Raw genomic sequence first — 18,599 nt, 5'->3', positions numbered from 1 at the left:
TAAAAATCAAGGAAAACAAGAGCAAAAGTGCATAAATTTTATGCTTGATTAGCTCTCTAAACTCCCCTATGATGCTGGGGCTTTTTATAACAGGAACAATTATGACCGAACAAACATTTATTCCCGGCAAAGATGCCGCACTTGAAGACAGTATTTCAAAATTTCAACAAAAATTGACCGCACTTGGTTTCAATATTGAAGAAGCCTCTTGGCTTAATCCTGTGCCAAATGTATGGTCTGTACACATTCGTGATAAGGATTGCCCACAATGTTTTTCTAACGGCAAAGGCGCAAGTAAAAAAGCAGCGTTAGCATCTGCATTAGGTGAATATTTCGAACGTCTTTCCACCAACTATTTCTTTGCTGATTTCTATTTAGGACAAGAAATTGCTAATAGTGATTTTGTTCATTACCCCACTGAAAAATGGTTTCCAATTGAAGATGACGCCCTTTTACCAGAAGGAATTTTAGATGATTATCTATGGGATTATTTCGATCCAAACCAAGAACTAACGCCTGAATTACTCGTGGACCTGCAATCCGGTAATTACGATCGTGGTATTGTCGCCATGCCTTATGTGAGCCAATCCGATCAACAAACCGTCTATATTCCACAAAGTATCATTGCGAATTTGTATGTTTCTAATGGGATGTCCGCTGGTAACACAAGAAATGAAGCGCGTGTGCAAGGGCTTTCAGAAGTCTTTGAGCGCTATGTGAAAAATCGCATTATTGCAGAAGCCATCAGTCTTCCTGAAATTCCAAAATCCGTGATGGATCGCTATCCATCCATTCAAGCCTCTATTGCAAAATTAGAGGAAGAAGGCTTCCCTATTTATGCTTTCGATGCCTCATTAGGTGGAAAATATCCTGTGATTTGTGTGGTATTACTTAATCCTAATAACGGCACTTGTTTTGCCTCTTTTGGTGCACATCCGAATTTCCAAGTGGCATTAGAACGTACCGTAACAGAGCTTTTACAAGGTCGCAGTTTAAAAGATCTCGATGTATTCTCTCCTCCATCATTTAATAATGATGATGTGGCGGAACACGCTAACCTTGAAACACACTTCATTGATTCTAGCGGTTTAATTTCTTGGGATTTATTCAAAAATACGCCAGATTATGAGTTTGTAGATTGGGATTTCTCTGGTTCAACACAAGAAGAATATGAAAACTTGATGGCAATCTTTAATGCAGAGGAAAAAGAAGTCTACATCATGGATTACAACCATTTAGACGTTTACGCTTGCCGCATTATCGTACCAGGCATGTCTGATATCTATCCTGCTGATGACCTCATTTATGCCAATAACAATATGGGGATGGACTGGCGCGAGATTTTATTAGATTTACCACACCATCATCATGATGCTGAAACTTACGAAGAGTTGTTAGCAGAATTAGATGAGCAAGATATTGACGATGCCACACGTGTTCGTGAATTTATCGGTATCGTGGCACCAAAAGCAAGCGGTTGGACAACATTACGTGTTGGTGAGCTTAAATCCATGCTTTACTTAGCATTAGGTGAATTAGAATTAGCCTTAGATTGGGCAAACTGGACGATGAATATGAACAGCTCTGTATTTACGCCAGAACGTGTGAATTACTATCGTGCCTTAATCAGTATCATTGAATTGCATTTAGACAATACTCGCGATCCACAACAATATCGTACTGTATTTGAAAGAATGTATGGCAAAAAAGCCGTTCAACAAGCTTGGGCTGCGGTAGCAGAAAAAGGTAACCCATTCTATAACTTGCCAGCCAGCGATGAAACGCTTGAAAACTTTAAAGAACATCAAGCTTTACTTGGCGCTTATGCGAAATTACAAAAAGCTAAACGAGAAAATTGGAAATAGACGATTTTCTCTCAATCATAAGGCGGACTTTATGTCTGCCTTATTTATTTCCGCATTAAAAAACTGCTTTAAAATCAACCGCACTTTTCACACAAAAACGCTTAAATTTATGCTATAATTCGTCACAATTTTTTGATCAAAAAAGGAATAAAAATGACGGATTCAATCCATTCCTCTATTACCCCAGTCAATATTGAAGAAGAACTCAAATCTTCTTACCTTGACTACGCCATGTCGGTGATTGTTGGGCGTGCTTTGCCTGATGTGCGTGACGGTTTAAAACCGGTGCATCGACGTGTGCTTTTCTCCATGGATCAATCTGGCATCACTGCCGGCAAAAAATACGTAAAATCTGCCCGTGTTGTAGGTGATGTAATCGGTAAATATCACCCGCACGGTGATTCTGCGGTGTATGACACCATTGTGCGTATGGCGCAGCCGTTTTCATTACGCTACATGTTGGTAGATGGGCAAGGTAACTTCGGTTCAATCGACGGTGACGCGCCAGCAGCAATGCGTTATACCGAAGTTCGTATGCAAAAAATTACCCAAGCGCTATTAACTGACTTGGATAAAGAAACCGTAAATTTCTCGCCAAACTATGATGGCGAATTAATGATTCCGGACGTATTACCAACCCGTATTCCAGCACTTTTAGCAAACGGTTCTTCCGGTATTGCGGTGGGGATGGCAACGAATATTCCTCCACACAACTTAAATGAAGTTTTAGATGGCTGCTTGGCTTATATTGATAACGAAAACATCACCATTGATGAGTTAATGCAATATATCCCGGGCCCAGACTTCCCGACAGCAGCATTAATTAATGGCCGTAAAGGGATTGAAGAAGCTTATCGCACCGGTCGCGGCAAAGTGTATGTTCGCGCTCGCGCTAGCGTAGAAACCACAGATAAAGGCAAAGAGCAAATCATTGTGACCGAATTGCCTTATCAAGTGAACAAAGCCAAATTAGTGGAAAAAATTGCAGAGCTTATCAAAGATAAAAAAATTGAAGGCATCAGCAATATTATCGATCTTTCTAACAAAGAAGGGATCCGCATTGAAATCGACATCAAACGTGATGCCGTAGGTGAAGTGGTATTAAATCACCTCTATGCGCTTACACAAATGCAGGTGACCTTCGGGATCAACATGGTGGCCTTAGATCACGGTCAACCACGTTTATTCAACTTAAAACAAATCATTGAAGCCTTTGTGATGCACCGTCGAGAAGTGGTGATTCGCCGTTCTTTATTTGAATTGCGTAAAGCCCGCGAGCGTACCCATATTTTAGAAGGTTTAGCGGTTGCAACATCAAATATCGATGAAATCATCGACATTATCCGTCAATCAAAAGAGCGTAAAGAAGCGGCAGAAAAATTAATTTCTCGCCCTTGGAAACTGAATAACGAAATTTTAGGTCTGCTTGATGCAGCGGCACGCCCAGCTGAATTAGCGGCTGAATTTGGTATTCAAGGTTCTGATTACTACCTTTCTCCAGAACAAGTTGATGCAATCTTAGAACTTCGCTTACACCGTTTAACCGGTCTTGCTACCGAAGAAGTCATCAATGAATACAAAGAGTTATTGGTTAAAATTGCAGAACTTCTCCACATCATCAACAGCCCTGAACGCTTGATGGAAGTGATTCGTGAAGAACTTGAACAAGTACGTACACAATTCGCCGATGAACGTCGTACCGAAATTACTGCAGCTTCCGGTGATATTGATTTAGAAGATTTAATCGCTCAAGAAGATGTGGTTGTAACCCTTTCTCACGAAGGTTATGTAAAATATCAACCACTTACCGACTACGAAGCACAACGTCGTGGCGGTAAAGGTAAATCTGCAACGAAGATGAAAGATGAAGACTTCATCGAAAAACTCTTAGTGGCGAATACTCACGATACGATTCTCTGTTTCTCTAGCCGTGGCCGCTTATATTGGTTAAAAGTCTATCAATTACCACAAGCGAGCCGTGGTGCGCGTGGTCGTCCAATTGTCAATATTCTACCGTTACAAGAAAACGAGCGTATCACCGCAATCCTGCCAATCTCTGCTTATGAAGAAGATAAATTCGTTATCATGGCAACCGCTGGTGGTATCGTGAAGAAAATTGCACTAACCGAATTCAGCCGTCCACGTTCAAGCGGCATCATCGCCTTGAACTTACGTGATGAAGATGAATTAATCGGTGTAGATATCACTGACGGTTCTAACGAAATCATGTTGTTCTCTTCACAAGGTCGCGTGGTGCGTTTCGCTGAAAGTGCAGTCCGTGCAATGGGTCGTTTAGCAACAGGTGTACGCGGTATTAAACTCGCTCTTACCAATGATATCGCTGACGATGAAAGTGCGGTCGAAATTGAAGATGTTTCTGACGATAATGCAGAAGAAACACTCGATCTCAACATCGATAAAGTCGTATCCTTAGTTGTGCCGAAAAATGATGGTGCAATCCTTACGGCGACACAAAACGGTTACGGTAAACGTACACAATTAAGCGAATACCCAACCAAATCGCGTAATACCAAAGGGGTGATTTCGATTAAAGTGAGCGAACGTAACGGTAAAGTCGTTGCAGCGACACAAGTAGAAGAAACCGACCAAATTATGCTTATCACTGATGCAGGTACCTTAGTGCGTACTCGTGTAAGTGAAGTAAGTATCGTTGGCCGTAACACCCAAGGGGTTCGTTTAATTCGTACCGCAGAAGATGAACACGTAGTCAGTCTTGAACGTGTTTGTGATGTGGATGATGAAGACGAAGGCACTGAAGATGTGACTTCTGGAGAATAATTGATCTTCCATTAAATAAAAGCCCCGCGTTTTGATTCGCGGGGCTTTTTTATTGTATCTAAAATCTCTTTTAGAGCTCTATTCTATTGATGAAAACTACTCGCCTTCTTCTAATTCATCAGCCATTGCCGCAAGAATTTCACGGGTTAAATACGCCAATGAACGATAGAAAGGAAGTGTTGCATAAGTTTCCACTTGGGTTAAGAATTTCGCTGCACAAGGTAATAAGAAATCACCGAATAAATCTTGTTGAGCAGATAGCGATTCCGTGTTGTCTTCTAACCAAGAAGCCGTAAGCAATAACAAGGCAAAATGATCCACATTCTCTGCTTCTGGCACATTACGCGCATGACGAAAATCCACAAAACGTTGCACATCCATATCATAACTTGAAATAGCCGTTGGTACGTTACCGTTTTGACCAAACAATTTTTGATATTCTTGATCAAGCAACGTTAAATCAATTTTCATTTGTAAATTATCCATGGCCGCTTCGCTTTCTTTATCCGTAGAAAGAGCCCACACTTGACTTAAACCTTGTTGCTGCAGCCAATCAAATACCCCACTCAAAATGGGATCCGTAGGGCTGCGATAAAATAAGTTGCCAAATAGGCGGCTTATTAAAGAAAAATTATTCACTTGAGTTTCTGACATCAGTTGCTTTCCTATAATTGTGCTCACGATTGAGCTAAAAGTGCGGTCAATTTTGCCGTTGTTTTTTCGGCAGCTTCACCAAGCATCGCTTGGCGAGCAGCATCATCGATAATATGAATATCCCCAAACAGGGTGTAATCCACATTCTCGATACCGCAATAATTAAATAAACCGTTGATCAAACAATGATTGAGGGATTTATCCACGCCGTATTCTTGATATTTTGCTACGCTACTCCCTATGGTGATAAATTGTTGCATCGCTTTACCTTGAAGCAGACCTTTAGATTCGCCATTTTCTGTTTTATAAGCAAAACCATGACTTAATACACGATCCAAATAGCCTTTCAAGATTGCGGGAAAACCCATCCACCATAAAGGATAAATCATCGTAATCAAATCTGCTTGGCGAATAAAATCATGCTCTTGCTGAATTTCTGCCGGAATAATCCCTTTATTCGCCGATTGTAATTCTTCAAAGGAAATAATCGGATTAAATTCCATGGTATAAAGATCGCGCAAATGGGTTTCAACACCAAGCTGTTGGCTTGCTTTTACAACGCGATCCATGATGGCACGACCAAAGCTTTTTTGGCTATTTGGATGCGCAAAAATAATTAAATGATTCATTCCGTTACCTTTTTCACTAACAATGTGATGCCATCAACGCGTTCTACCACCACCAGATCATTCACTCTTAAATGTTCGCCTTGAATACGCCATGTGGTATCGCCAAAGGCACCACGACCAATCCCATTAGAACCAATTTCTAATACCGTGCCTTTTTTACCTAACAAAGTATGATCTCGTTGGTTTAAAGTTGTACGTGATTGGTCCTGATTATCTTTGCTATGTTGATATTTCCACCAAAGCAACGAGAGAATAATCGCTAAAATCGCATAAAAAACGGCTAACACGGTTAAGGATAAACTCGGTACTAACGCCATTACGCCTGCAGCCACAATCGCAGCCAAGCCCCACCACAATAAAAATACCCCGGGCACGAGGGTTTCAGCAATTAATAATACAAAACCTAATACCAACCAATGCCATACTGACCAAGTTGTTAACCAATCTGCCATATCAACTCCTTGAGAGAAAAAGTGCGGTCATTTTTAACCGCACTTTAGGAAATTACGCTTTTTTGTCGCCTTTTAACAGTTCGGCAATGCCGGCTACCGAACCGATTAAATTACCGGCTTCAAGCGGCATCATGACCACTTTGCTATTTGGTGAACCACCGATTTGTTTTAAGGCTTCTGTGTATTTTTGTGCGATAAAGTAATTGATCGCTTTGGTATCACCGCTGGCAATCGCTTCTGATACCATTTGAGTTGCTTTCGCTTCCGCTTCTGCTGCACGTTCACGCGCTTCTGCTTGTAAGAAGGCTTCTTGACGCTCCCCTTCCGCTTTCAGAATTCGGGCTTGTTTTTCCCCTTCTGCACGTAAAATTTCCGCCTGACGAATACCTTCCGCTTCCAACACTTCCGCACGTTTATTACGTTCCGCTTTCATTTGTGCGTTCATAGAATCAATCAATTCACGTGGTGGACGCACATCGCGAATTTCAATACGGGTGACTTTAATCCCCCAAGGATTGGTCGCTTCATCCACAATTGCCAATAAACGACCATTAATGGAATCACGTTGAGAAAGCATTTCATCCAATTCCATCGAGCCTAGCACGGTACGAATGTTGGTCATGGTTAAATTGATAATCGCCTGTTCTAAATGATTCACTTCATAAGCTGCACTGCGAGCATCAATCACCTGGACGAAACAAACCGCATCAATGGATACGTTCGCATTATCCTTAGAAATAACTTCTTGTGAGGGAATATCTAATACCTGTTCCATCATATTGATCTTACGACCAACACGATCCACAAATGGGACCACAAAGTTCAAGCCTGGCATTAAGGTGTGGGTATAACGCCCAAAACGCTCAATCGTCCAGTTATAACCTTGCGGTACAGTTTTAAGTGCCGAAAATAGCACAACAACAACTAATACAATAAAGACGATTGCGGCAATAGATAAGCCTTCCATAGATTGCTCCTTAATGATGAGGAAATATAAGAAAAGTCTATCAAATTAGACCGCACTTTGTACATAAATATATTTATCGTTTTCTCTTATAAATTCAAAAAGATGCGTAATGCAATTCGGGGCATCTAAATCTTGATGAGAAACAAATAAAAGCTGCGTTTCACTATTATTTACCAGTTGTTCGATAAAATGTTTTACTAACTTGCGATTTAACCCATCAAGCCCTTGAAAAGGCTCATCTAAAATTAAAACAGGCGGATGTTTTACCATCGCTCGTGTGATTAAAAGCAAACGTTGCTGCCCCCAAGAAAGTGAACGAAATGGCGTTTTTGCTAAATGAGTTAGATTTAAACGAGCTAACCACTGCATGGCTTTCAAACGAATTGCCTCTGGCACCTGTTGATAAATCCCTATACTGTCAAAAAAGCCCGAAATAATCACATCAAGCACTGAACAATTCACACGATAATCTAAATGCAGTTGGCTACTTACGTAACCAATTTTTTGTTTAATATCCCAAATCGTTTCACCTGAGCCTCGTTGTTTACCAAAGATCACCACATGATTCGAAAATGCCTGAGGATGATCGCCTGTAATCAAAGAAAGTAAGGTTGACTTTCCTGCACCATTTGGTCCTTTAATCCACCAATTTTCATGAGGTTGAACAACCCAGTTTAAATGATCCAAAATGACTTTATCGCCATACTGGACCGTGACATTTTTAAGCTCAAAGTGCGGTTGGTTTTCAGGCAGTTTTAGTAATGGTGATGCTGGTTCTGGCAAAGCCACATCAACAGATTGCTCCGCATAAACTAATTGTTGATAAATACTTTGTTGCTCAATGGTTTGTCGTTCACCTTCTAATACTAACTCTAAATTTTCCAACATGGCTAAATGAGTTGCTTCAGCCGGAATATCGGCCAGACGATTAACGATTAGAACGATTGCGCATTCTTTTTCCAGTTCATTCAACATCGCCATCCAATCTTGCACTGATTGTTGATCTAGCCCTTCAAAAGGCTCATCTAAAATTAATAGATCGGGCTTTTGTAATAACGCTTGTGTCAATAAGACTTTACGCGCTTCTCCAGTGGAAAGTTTGATAAAGAAACGATCTAAGAGATAAGTAATCCCTAATTTTTCTGCAATTTGTTCACAAAAAGTGAGTTCAGAACCACCATTTAAAATGGTTTCTCTTGCCGTTTGACCAAAAAAATCCGGATCGGTATCATCGTTGTTTAAATTCTTTAATGTGGACTCAAGAATTTCTCGTTGTTTTTCAAAAGAAAAGGATTGAACCCGTTGAAAGGAATTATGATACTTCCCTTCCTGCAAAGACAATTCATTTTGCAAAGCGAGAGCAAACGCTGATTTTCCACTCCCATTACTGCCTACCACAACCCAATATTGTCGTGGCTCAATCGCAAAGTGCGGTAAGTTTAAGGTCTGTTTTTGATGAAGCTCAAATTTTGCCTGCTGAATTAAAAGTGTCATTCGCTTTCCTTTAAAAACAAAAGGCGAGCAATTTGCCCGCCTTGTCAGATTAATTTAATTAACCGTTTTTACGCTCTTCTTCCATACATACTGCCGCAGTAAATAATACGTCAGTTGAAGAGTTTAGCGCGGTTTCTGTTGAGTCTTGTAAGATACCAATCACAAAACCTACACCGATCATTTGTGCCGCGATGTCATCACTGATACCAAATAAGCTACAAGCTAATGGGATTAATAATAATGAACCACCTGCCACACCAGAAGCACCACATGCACAAAGCGCCGCCACAATACTTAATAACACCGCACTGATGAAAGATACTTCGATGCCTAATGTATGAACAGCTGCTAAGGTTAATACAGTAATTGTAATTGCCGCACCCGCCATATTGATATTTGCACCTAATGGAATTGCCACAGAATAGGTTTCTTCATCAAGATTTAAGCGTTTTGCTAATTCAATGTTTACAGGAATGTTTGCTGCAGAACTACGTGTAAAGAATGCCGTTACACCACTTTCGCGTACACAAGTCCAAACTAATGGATATGGGTTACGACGGATTTTCCAATAAACGAGAATTGGGTTTAGCACAAATGCAGTGAATAACATTGTACCGATTAACACGAATAATAAGTGAACATATCCACCTAACGCAGATAAACCTTTGTCAGATAATGTTTCAGCCACTAAACCGAATACACCGAAAGGCGCAAAAGAAATAATGATATGAACAATTTTAGAAATGCCTTCTGCAAAATCAGCCACAACTTGTTTAGTTGCATCTGATGCATGACGAAGGGCTAAACCTAAACCGATAGACCACGCTAAAACACCGATAAAGTTTGCTTTGAAAATTGCATTTAATGGGTTATCCACCACATTCAATACTAACGTTAACATGACTTGACCAACAGATTGAGGTGCTGAACTCGCATCCTCTTTTACTGCAAGAGCCACATCTGACGGGAATGCCATACTTGCAATTACCGCAGCAACAGCGGCTAAGAAAGTCCCTACAAGGTAAAGCATAATAATTTCTTTCATGTTACTTTTAGAGCCAACTTTTTTATTCGCTAAGGCCGCCATAACAAGGAAGAAAATTAAAATTGGTGCAACAGCACGCAATGCTTTAACAAAGATTTGACCGAGCACACCAAAGCTAGATGCAAGATCAACACCTGTTGAATTTTTTACACTCTCATTCACCAAGGCAACAAGGATCCCGAGTACCAAACCAACGGCAATTCGTTTTACCAAATTACCTTGGAACAAAAAATGAAATAAACGTGTTGTATTCATAATAGTTTTAAATGAAGATTAAGTTGAACTTCAGATCGTTACGATCCACCGAAACAAGATAAAGATAGCTCAAATTTTATTTAAAAGAAAATTTTTTCTTTATTATTTTGTTAAAAAATTGAACTTTTTCAGTAAGGAATGAATTTTTTCTAAAATTTTCGCCTATAAAAAAATTTTTTCTATGCCCTATTGACACACTGTATCTAATACCAGTATATTACACTGTATAAACAACCACTGATTAAAAACACACAAACTAAAAGGAACACAAGATGATGAACTACGCAAATACAGTTGCACAAAATAATATGACGTTTTCTTATCATCCTATGCCATTTTTCAATGATGTTGAAAGCAAATCGACATTTAATAAAAAATTAGATCTCAACCTTTATTGCATCAAACGTCCACAACAAACTTGTTTTATTCGTGTAACGAATCCAAATATGCTTGCTTGGGGAATTGAAATGGGCGATATGTTAGTGGTTGAAAAAAATGACAGCCTTTTCATTGGTGATCTTATTGTTTTAGAAAAACAAGACGAATTCCATATTTATGAATTTGCCGGCGTAAGCGGTAATGAATTTGTATTCATGGCATTAGATTCTAAAGTGGAAAATATTAAAACAACACAATGGACAAACCTACCATTAGTTGGCACGGTGACGAATACTATCCATCAAATGAAACCAAGAAGAGACTTAATGAAATTTGCGGCTTAAGCCAATAATCAGATAATCTAAATAAAGAAAAAGTGCGGTTAAAATTAACCGCACTTTTTTATTGAAATAAAATTGTCATTACATCACACGACGAGATTGTGTATAAGTTCTTGACCAATAATCTTCATCCAATGAACTAATTGTTACACCTTGACTTGTACTTGCATGCATAAATTGGTTATTACCAATATAAACGCCAACATGATTGTTGCGACGGAAGAACACTAAATCACCTTTACGTAATTCATGTTTTTGGATTTGGCGACCTAAATAGCGTTGTTCTGAGGTTGAACGTGGAAGCTCCATGCCGTAAGCATCGAGAAAAGCAGTTTGCATAAATGCAGAGCAATCAATACCATGTTTTGAAGTGCCCCCCATTCTGTAACGAGTACCAACCCATTCGTTATAAACTTGAGCAAGCGCTTTATCACCAATTAAACCTGATTTAGGACGGTTAGTTCTTAATTTAGGGTAAACGCCCCCTTTTTTCCCATCTAAACCAGCAATCAAACCCGTTAACTCAGCATCATCACTTTCACTAATCATGCCGTTTTGTGCCTGCCCCGAGTTGTTAGAGCAGGCTGTTGTCAAAACAACCAAACCTACAATAATCAAAATCTTCTTTAACATAGCTTTTAAATAATAAAAAAATATAAAAACAAAACTGGTCGGATTTTATCAAAAAGTCATTATGCCCGCCAGTCTTTATTGAATTTTTATGCAATTTTGTGAGTGAGATCTCAAAAAAATAAGGGCTACTCAATGAGCAGCCCTTAAAAGGATTAAAATCGATTATTTTTTCTTCGCTTTTGCATTTGGAAGATCGGTAATTGAACCTTCAAAGACTTCAGCCGCAAGACCCACAGATTCATGAAGTGTTGGGTGAGCATGGATGGTTAATGCGATATCTTCCGCATCACACCCCATTTCAATCGCAAGACCGATTTCACCTAATAATTCACCACCGTTAGCACCTACGATAGCCCCACCAAGTATACGGTGAGTATCTTTATCAAAGATTAATTTGGTCATACCTTCTGCACATTCAGATGCAATCGCACGACCAGAAGCTGCCCAAGGGAATTTCGCAACTTCGTAGTTTAAACCTTCTTGTTTACACTCTTTCTCAGTTTTACCTACCCAAGCTACTTCTGGTTCAGTATAAGCAATAGAAGGAATGACTTTTGGATCGAAATAATGTTTTTGTCCTGCAATCACTTCTGCCGCAACGTGACCTTCGTGAACACCTTTGTGAGCTAACATTGGTTGACCAACGATATCACCGATTGCGAAGATATGAGGCACATTGGTACGCATTTGTTTATCAACATGAATGAAACCACGCTCATCCACTTCAACGCCTGCTTTACCTGCATCGATCAATTTACCGTTTGGTGTACGACCGATTGCCACTAACACTGCATCATAACGTTTAGTATCGTTACATGCTTTGCCTTCCATTGAAACATAGATACCATCATCTTTTGCTTCAACTGCGGTCACTTTAGTTTCAAGCATTAACTTGAATTTTTTCTCAACTTGTTTGGTGTAGATTGCAACAACATCTTTATCTGCTGCTGGAATCACTTGATCAAACATTTCAACCACTTCAACTTCAGAACCTAATGCATGATATACGGTACCCATCTCTAAACCGATGATACCACCGCCCATGATTAACAGTTTTTTCGGTACTTCTTTTAATTTAAGTGCATCCGTTGAATCCCAAACACGCGGATCTTCATGTGGAATGAATGGTAATTGAATTGGACGAGAACCTGCTGCGATAATTGCATTATCAAATTTAATAGTGGTTGGTTTACCATCACGATCACGTGCTACTAATGTATGTGGATCGGTAAACGCCGCTAAACCTTCAACAACGGTGACTTTACGTTGTTTAGCCATGCCTGCAAGACCGCCTGTTAATTTAGCCACAACCGCTTCTTTACCTGCGCGCACTTCATCTAAATCAATGCGAGGCTCAGCAAAATACACACCGTTTTTGCTTGCGTGTTTTGCTTCTTCAATTACTTTAGCAACGTGAAGTAATGCTTTAGAAGGGATACAACCTACGTTTAAACATACCCCACCTAATGTTGAATAACGTTCAACAAGTACTGTTTCTAAACCTAAGTCCGCACAACGGAATGCCGCTGAATAACCTGCAGGACCAGCACCAAGTACCACAACTTGGGTTTTAATTTCTTTACTCATTTTTACCTCGTAAAAACGTTCAAATTTTTGACCGCACTTGCGGTCCTTTCTGTAAGATGTGAGCCTAATCACTCACATCTTACCGTGTTAATTACATCACTAAGCGACGTAAGTCAGCTAATACGCCATTGATATAGCTTAAGAAACGAGCACCATCAGCACCATCGATCACACGGTGGTCGAAAGATAATGATAATGGAAGCATTAAGCGTGGCTCAAATTCTTTACCATTCCAAACTGGTTGCATTTCTGATTTAGACACACCTAAGATTGCCACTTCAGGTGCATTTACGATTGGCGTAAAGTGAGTTGTACCAATACCACCTAAGCTTGAAATGGTGAAACAACCACCTTGCATATCAGAACCTGAAAGTTTACCGTCACGTGCTTTTTTGGAGACTTCCATTAATTCACGAGAGAGTTCGATAATACCTTTTTTGTTCACGTTTTTAAATACAGGTACAACGAGACCGTTTGGTGTATCTACCGCTACGCCAATGTTGATGTATTTTTTAAGTGTTAATTTTTGACCGTCTTCAGAGATAGAGCTATTGAAACGTGGGAACGCTTCTAATGCTTTCGCTACCGCTTTCATAATGAACACAACTGGTGTAATTTTCACATCCAATTTTTGTTTTTCAACAATCTTGTTCTGTTCTTTACGGAATGCTTCTAAATCTGTGATATCTGTGCGATCGAAGTGAGTAACATGTGGAATCATTACCCAGTTACGATGTAAGTTTGCACCAGAGATTTTGTTGATACGGCTTAATTCAACTTCTTCCACTTCACCAAATTTGCTGAAGTCAACTTTCGGCCATGGTAATAAACCTAAGCCCGCACCGTTTGCCACACCATTACCCACTGCTGCAGAAGAAACCGTGCTGGTTTCAAACGCTTTAACAGCGGTTTTCACGTAAGCTTGGATATCTTCTTTTACTACGCGACCTTTACGACCCGTACCTTTTACGCGATCAAGGTTAATACCGTATTCACGCGCTAAACGACGAATCACTGGAGTTGCATGTGCATAGCCTGCGCTTGCGACAACTTGTTCTTGGCTTAAGCCAGATACATTACCTGATTGTGCTGCAGGTGCTGCTTGAGGAGTAGGAGCTGCTGCCGCAGGAGCCGCTGCTGGAGCAGGTGCTGCACCCGCCACTTCAAATTTCATAATTAATGAACCGGTTGAAACTTTATCACCTGATTTCACTAAAATTTCTTTTACCACACCCGCAAACGGAGCTGGCACTTCCATTGAGGCTTTATCGCCTTCAACGGTAATTAAAGATTGCTCTTCAGAAACACTGTCACCAACGGCAACCATGATTTCAGTTACGTTAACTTCATCACCACCGATATCTGGTACGTTCACTTCTTTAATGGCTGAAGCTGTTGGTGCTGCTGCAGGTGCTGCCGCCTGTTGAACTGGTGCTGCGGCTGGTGCAGTACCTGCCACTTCAAATTTCATGATTAATTTGCCAGTAACAACTTTATCACCCACGTTGATTAAAATTTCTTTTACGACGCCAGCAACTGGAGCAGGCACTTCCATTGACGCTTTATCACCTTCAACATTGATAATTGACTGATCAACTTCAACGGTATCGCCTACTTTCACCATGATATCTGTCACGTTTACTTCGTCTGAACCGATATCGGGTACATTGACTTCAACTACACTTGCAGCTGCTGGTGCGGCTGCCGGTGCAGGTGCTGCTGCAGCTGGAGCAGGCGCTGCCGCATCCGCTGACTCTAATACAAGCATTGGTGTGCCAGTTGTGACTTTATCACCCACTTTTACTAATACTTCTTTTACCACGCCGGCTTCAGGTGTAGGGACTTCCATTGAAGCTTTATCACCTTCAACATTGATAATACTTTGATCAGCAGTAATGGTATCACCTACTTTCACCATCACTTCTGTTACGGTAACTTCATCACTACCGATATCAGGAATTTGAATTTGTTTTGACATGTTATCTTACCTTTAAAAAACGCAGTTAAAATCAACCGCACTTTATTTGTAGATGCTCCTGTGTGCTCTCACACACAGGATGTTTTAATTAAGCGTAAAGCGGATTTAAAATTTCAGTTTTTAAACCAAATTTCGCGATTGCATCAGCCACCACTTTCGCATCAAATTTGCCTTGTTTTGCAAGCTCATGTAATGCTGCAACCACAACATAACGTGCATCCACTTCAAAGTGTTCACGTAAGTTTTCACGGCTGTCTGAACGACCGAAACCGTCAGTACCTAATACGTGATAGCTTTGTGCTGGGATGAATGCACGAACTTGTTCTGCAAATAATTTCATGTAGTCAGTTGCTGCAACAGCTGGAGCATCGTTCATTACTTGTGCAATGTAAGGTACGCGTGGTGTCTCAGTTGGATGTAACATATTCCAACGTACAGCATCCGCACCTTCACGAGCCACTTCAGTGAATGAAGGCACGCTATATACATCTGAGCTTACTCCATATTCATTTGCAAGAATTTGTGCTGCTTCACGAACGTGACGGAAGATCGCACCAGAACCTAATAATTGAACATGACCTTTGTTGCCTTTCGCTTCAACGGTTTCAAATTTATAAAGACCTTTACGAATACCTTCTTCTGCACCTTTTGGCATTGCTGGTTGTTCGTAAGTTTCATTTAATGTGGTGATGTAGTAGAACACATCTTCTTGTTTTTCACCGTACATACGGTTGATACCGTCTTGTAGGATAACTGCCACTTCATAAACGTAAGCTGGGTCATAAGACACACAGTTAGGAATAACAAGAGATTGAATATGGCTGTGGCCATCTTCGTGTTGTAAACCTTCACCATTTAATGTTGTACGGCCAGAAGTACCACCAATCATGAAACCACGTGCTAATTGGTCACCTGCTGCCCACATTAAGTCACCCACACGTTGGAAACCAAACATTGAGTAGTAGATGAAGAATGGAATCATTGGCAGGTTATTTACAGAGTATGAGTTTGCTGCCGCTAACCAAGATGATGCAGCACCTAATTCATTGATACCTTCTTGTAATACTTGGCCATCTTTCGCTTCACGGTAGTAAGCCACTAAATCACGGTCAGAAGGCACATAGTTTTGACCATGTGGATTGTAAATACCGATTTGACGGAATAAACCTTCCATACCAAAAGTACGTGCTTCGTCAGCAACAATTGGCACAATTTGTTTACCAATATTTTTATCTTTCAATAAGGTATTTAAGAAACGCACGAATGCCATTGTAGTTGAAATTGGACGAGCTTGAGCTTCCAATAATGGGGCAAATTCTTCTAAAGATGGCACTTTAAATTCAGTGGTGAATTTTGGTAAACGTTTCGGTAAGTAACCGTTTAACGCTTTACGTCTGCCATGAAGATAATTGTACTCTTCCGAACCTTCTGGGAAGGTAATGTATGGATAGTTAGGAATATCTTCATCTTTAATATCTAGGTGGAAATGATCACGGAAGTATTTAAGACTTTCGATCGACATTTTTTTAGATTGGTGAGCCGTATTTTTACTTTCTGCTTCAGGAATTTTATAACCTTTAACCATGTGTGCAAGGATTACTACAGGTTTACCTGCTGTTTGCGCTTTATGGAATGCCGCATAAAGTTTTTCAGAATCATGGCCACCGCGTCTTAATGCCCAGATTTCATCATCTGTCATATCCGCTACTAATGCTGCAGTTTCTGGATAACGACCAAAGAAGTGTTCACGAACATAAGCACCATCTTTAGATTTGAAGGTTAAATAGTCGCCATCAAGCACTTCCATCATCAATTGAGTTAACTTACCTGAGGTATCTTTGGCAAATAATTTGTCCCAGTTAGAGCCCCACATAACTTTGATCACTTCCCAACCAGCACCAGCAAATAAACCTTCTAATTCTTGAACGATTTTACCGTTACCTGTTACTGGTCCATCTAAACGTTGCAAGTTACAGCTTACGACGAAGATTAAGTTATCTAAGCCTTCACGTGCAGCGAATGTTAAATCACCTTTTGCCTCGATTTCGTCCATCTCACCGTCACCAAGGAAAGCATACACTTTTTGATCTTTGGTGTCTTTTAAACCACGGTTGTCTAAGTATTTTAAGAAACGAGCAGTACGAATCGCATTTACCGGACCTAAACCCATAGATACGGTCGAGAATTGCCAGAATTCAGGCATTAATTTCGGGTGTGGGTAAGATGAAAGACCTTTACCAGGTTCACATTCCTGACGGAAATTATTCATTTGATCTTCAGTAATACGACCTTCAACGAATGCACGAGCATACATACCTGGTGCCGCATGGCCTTGGAAGAAGACTAAGTCACCGCCGTTTTTATCTGTCGCCGCTTTGAAGAAGTGGTTAAAACAAACTTCATACATGCTTGCTGCAGATTGATAAGTTGAAATGTGACCACCTAATTCAAGATCTTTTTTCTGGCCACGTAATACCGCCATGATCGCATTCCAACGTACAGCACTACGAATACGACGCTCAATAGCTTTATCACCTGGGTATGCTGGCTGTTCAGAAACTGGGATGGTATTAACATATGGGGTTGTTACGCCACCTTTTGCAATGTTCACACCACCATTACGAGCCTGGTCGATCACCTGATTGATGATGTAATGCGCACGCTCTGCGCCTTCGGCACGAATTAATGAATCAACAGCTGACAACCAATCCTGTGTTTCAATTGGGTCAATATCGTTTACTAAGGTATCTGACATAGTCTTTCCTTATTTTACTGAGTGAAAATGAAGTTTGGTTATGACCAAACACGAAAATCAAGCTTGTTAATCAATGTTACAAACATTTAACAAATCTTGTAAATTTTAGAAGATTTTTTGCAAGAAAGATAGTAGATTTTCACTGTTCTCACGCATTTCTTCGAGTTATTGCAATACTCTTCACTAAAAGTGCGGTCATTTTGAAAGGATTTTCTGGTTTAATTTAAAGCCTGTTTTATGTATTGCATTCACTACCCGCTTTGATCTAAAGTGTCCGCATGCTTTTAAGCTTTTTTAGAGGACAAAATATGAATACGACAACTCGCCCAATCTTTTCTCATAAACGCATAGCGCTCGTTGCACATGACAGCTGTAAACAAAATCTGCTCAATTGGGTAAAGAAACATAAAGATGCACTTGCTCCCCATCAACTTTATGCGACAGGTACAACAGGCCATCTATTGGAAAGAGAAACGGGACTCAAAATAGCCTCGCTATTAAGTGGCCCGATGGGTGGCGATCAACAACTTGGCGGACTGATTGCTGAGAAAAAAATTGATATGATGATTTTCTTTTGGGATCCGATGAACGCAGCACCACATGATCCCGATGTCAAAGCGCTCATGCGTATTGCTACTGTTTGGAATATTCCCGTAGCGATTAATCAAAGCACAGCCGATTTCCTTTTAACATCAAGCTTATTTGATCAAGAAATCAATATTGATATCCCTGATTATGAAGGATATTTAAAAGCGCGTTTAAATTAA

General features: G+C 40.2%; 14 protein-coding genes. 4 read left to right on the top strand and 10 right to left on the bottom strand.

Annotated elements, in window-relative coordinates:
• Positions 1–101 precede the first annotated feature (101 nt).
• The gene (gene ycaO, locus ADA56_RS09200) at positions 102–1,865 is read left to right on the top strand and encodes a 30S ribosomal protein S12 methylthiotransferase accessory factor YcaO (protein ID WP_049370255.1); all 1,764 of its coding nucleotides are present in this window, start codon (positions 102–104) and stop codon (positions 1,863–1,865) included.
• A 153-nt stretch (positions 1,866–2,018) separates the two neighbouring features.
• A complete protein-coding gene (gene gyrA, locus ADA56_RS09195; protein ID WP_049370254.1) occupies positions 2,019–4,664 on the top strand; it encodes a DNA topoisomerase (ATP-hydrolyzing) subunit A in 2,646 nt (881 codons plus the stop codon).
• A 96-nt stretch (positions 4,665–4,760) separates the two neighbouring features.
• Here the strand turns inward: gyrA and ADA56_RS09190 are convergent, their stop codons facing one another.
• From ADA56_RS09190 to sstT, 6 genes are read right to left on the bottom strand one after another with little or no spacing between them, the layout of a single operon-like run.
• Positions 4,761–5,318 carry a TorD/DmsD family molecular chaperone gene (locus ADA56_RS09190; protein ID WP_049370253.1) on the bottom strand — a complete coding sequence of 186 codons (558 nt, stop codon included), beginning with the start codon at positions 5,316–5,318 and terminating at the stop codon, positions 4,761–4,763.
• A 23-nt stretch (positions 5,319–5,341) separates the two neighbouring features.
• Positions 5,342–5,947: an NAD(P)H-dependent oxidoreductase gene (locus ADA56_RS09185; protein ID WP_049370252.1), complete on the bottom strand. Its 606-nt coding sequence runs from the start codon at positions 5,945–5,947 to the stop codon at positions 5,342–5,344.
• Complete coding sequence (locus ADA56_RS09180; protein WP_049370251.1) at positions 5,944–6,399, bottom strand: NfeD family protein; 456 nt, start codon at positions 6,397–6,399, stop codon at positions 5,944–5,946. The genes ADA56_RS09185 and ADA56_RS09180 overlap by 4 nt, the downstream gene beginning before the upstream one ends.
• A gap of 52 nt (positions 6,400–6,451) precedes the next feature.
• Positions 6,452–7,366: an SPFH domain-containing protein gene (locus ADA56_RS09175; protein ID WP_049366068.1), complete on the bottom strand. Its 915-nt coding sequence runs from the start codon at positions 7,364–7,366 to the stop codon at positions 6,452–6,454.
• 45 nt (positions 7,367–7,411) lie between these two features.
• A complete protein-coding gene (modF, locus tag ADA56_RS09170) occupies positions 7,412–8,860 on the bottom strand; it encodes a molybdate ABC transporter ATP-binding protein ModF (RefSeq protein ID WP_049370250.1) in 1,449 nt (482 codons plus the stop codon).
• Positions 8,861–8,918: 58 nt separating this feature from the next.
• A complete protein-coding gene (sstT, locus tag ADA56_RS09165) occupies positions 8,919–10,160 on the bottom strand; it encodes a serine/threonine transporter SstT (protein ID WP_049370249.1) in 1,242 nt (413 codons plus the stop codon).
• Positions 10,161–10,432: 272 nt separating this feature from the next.
• On the opposite strand from sstT, the gene ADA56_RS09160 reads away from it, so the two are divergent.
• Positions 10,433–10,882, top strand: coding sequence for a LexA family protein (locus tag ADA56_RS09160; protein WP_080972366.1), 450 nt, complete (start codon positions 10,433–10,435; stop codon positions 10,880–10,882).
• A 78-nt stretch (positions 10,883–10,960) separates the two neighbouring features.
• Here ADA56_RS09160 and ADA56_RS09155 read toward each other — a convergent pair whose 3' ends face one another.
• From ADA56_RS09155 to aceE, 4 genes are all read right to left on the bottom strand, one after another.
• Complete coding sequence (locus ADA56_RS09155; RefSeq protein WP_049370248.1) at positions 10,961–11,512, bottom strand: NlpC/P60 family protein; 552 nt, start codon at positions 11,510–11,512, stop codon at positions 10,961–10,963.
• Between the two features lie 162 nt (positions 11,513–11,674).
• Positions 11,675–13,099, bottom strand: coding sequence for a dihydrolipoyl dehydrogenase (gene lpdA / locus ADA56_RS09150; RefSeq protein WP_005695688.1), 1,425 nt, complete (start codon positions 13,097–13,099; stop codon positions 11,675–11,677).
• A 91-nt stretch (positions 13,100–13,190) separates the two neighbouring features.
• On the bottom strand, positions 13,191–15,077 hold the full coding sequence (gene aceF, locus ADA56_RS09145) for a pyruvate dehydrogenase complex dihydrolipoyllysine-residue acetyltransferase (RefSeq protein ID WP_049370247.1): 1,887 nt from the start codon (positions 15,075–15,077) through the stop codon (positions 13,191–13,193).
• Between the two features lie 88 nt (positions 15,078–15,165).
• Complete coding sequence (gene aceE / locus ADA56_RS09140; RefSeq protein ID WP_049370246.1) at positions 15,166–17,832, bottom strand: pyruvate dehydrogenase (acetyl-transferring), homodimeric type; 2,667 nt, start codon at positions 17,830–17,832, stop codon at positions 15,166–15,168.
• Between the two features lie 308 nt (positions 17,833–18,140).
• Here aceE and mgsA point away from each other — a divergent pair, with 308 nt between their 5' ends.
• Positions 18,141–18,599 (top strand): methylglyoxal synthase, encoded by a 459-nt coding sequence (gene mgsA / locus ADA56_RS09135; RefSeq protein ID WP_049370245.1) that lies wholly within the window; start codon positions 18,141–18,143, stop codon positions 18,597–18,599.

Source organism: Parahaemophilus parainfluenzae, from assembly GCF_001055095.1.
In the GTDB taxonomy this organism is placed as follows: Bacteria; Pseudomonadota; Gammaproteobacteria; order Enterobacterales; family Pasteurellaceae; genus Haemophilus_D; species Haemophilus_D parainfluenzae_Z.
The sequence above is the reverse complement of the archived record's forward strand: the minus strand, read 5'-3'. Positions and strand labels throughout refer to the sequence as shown.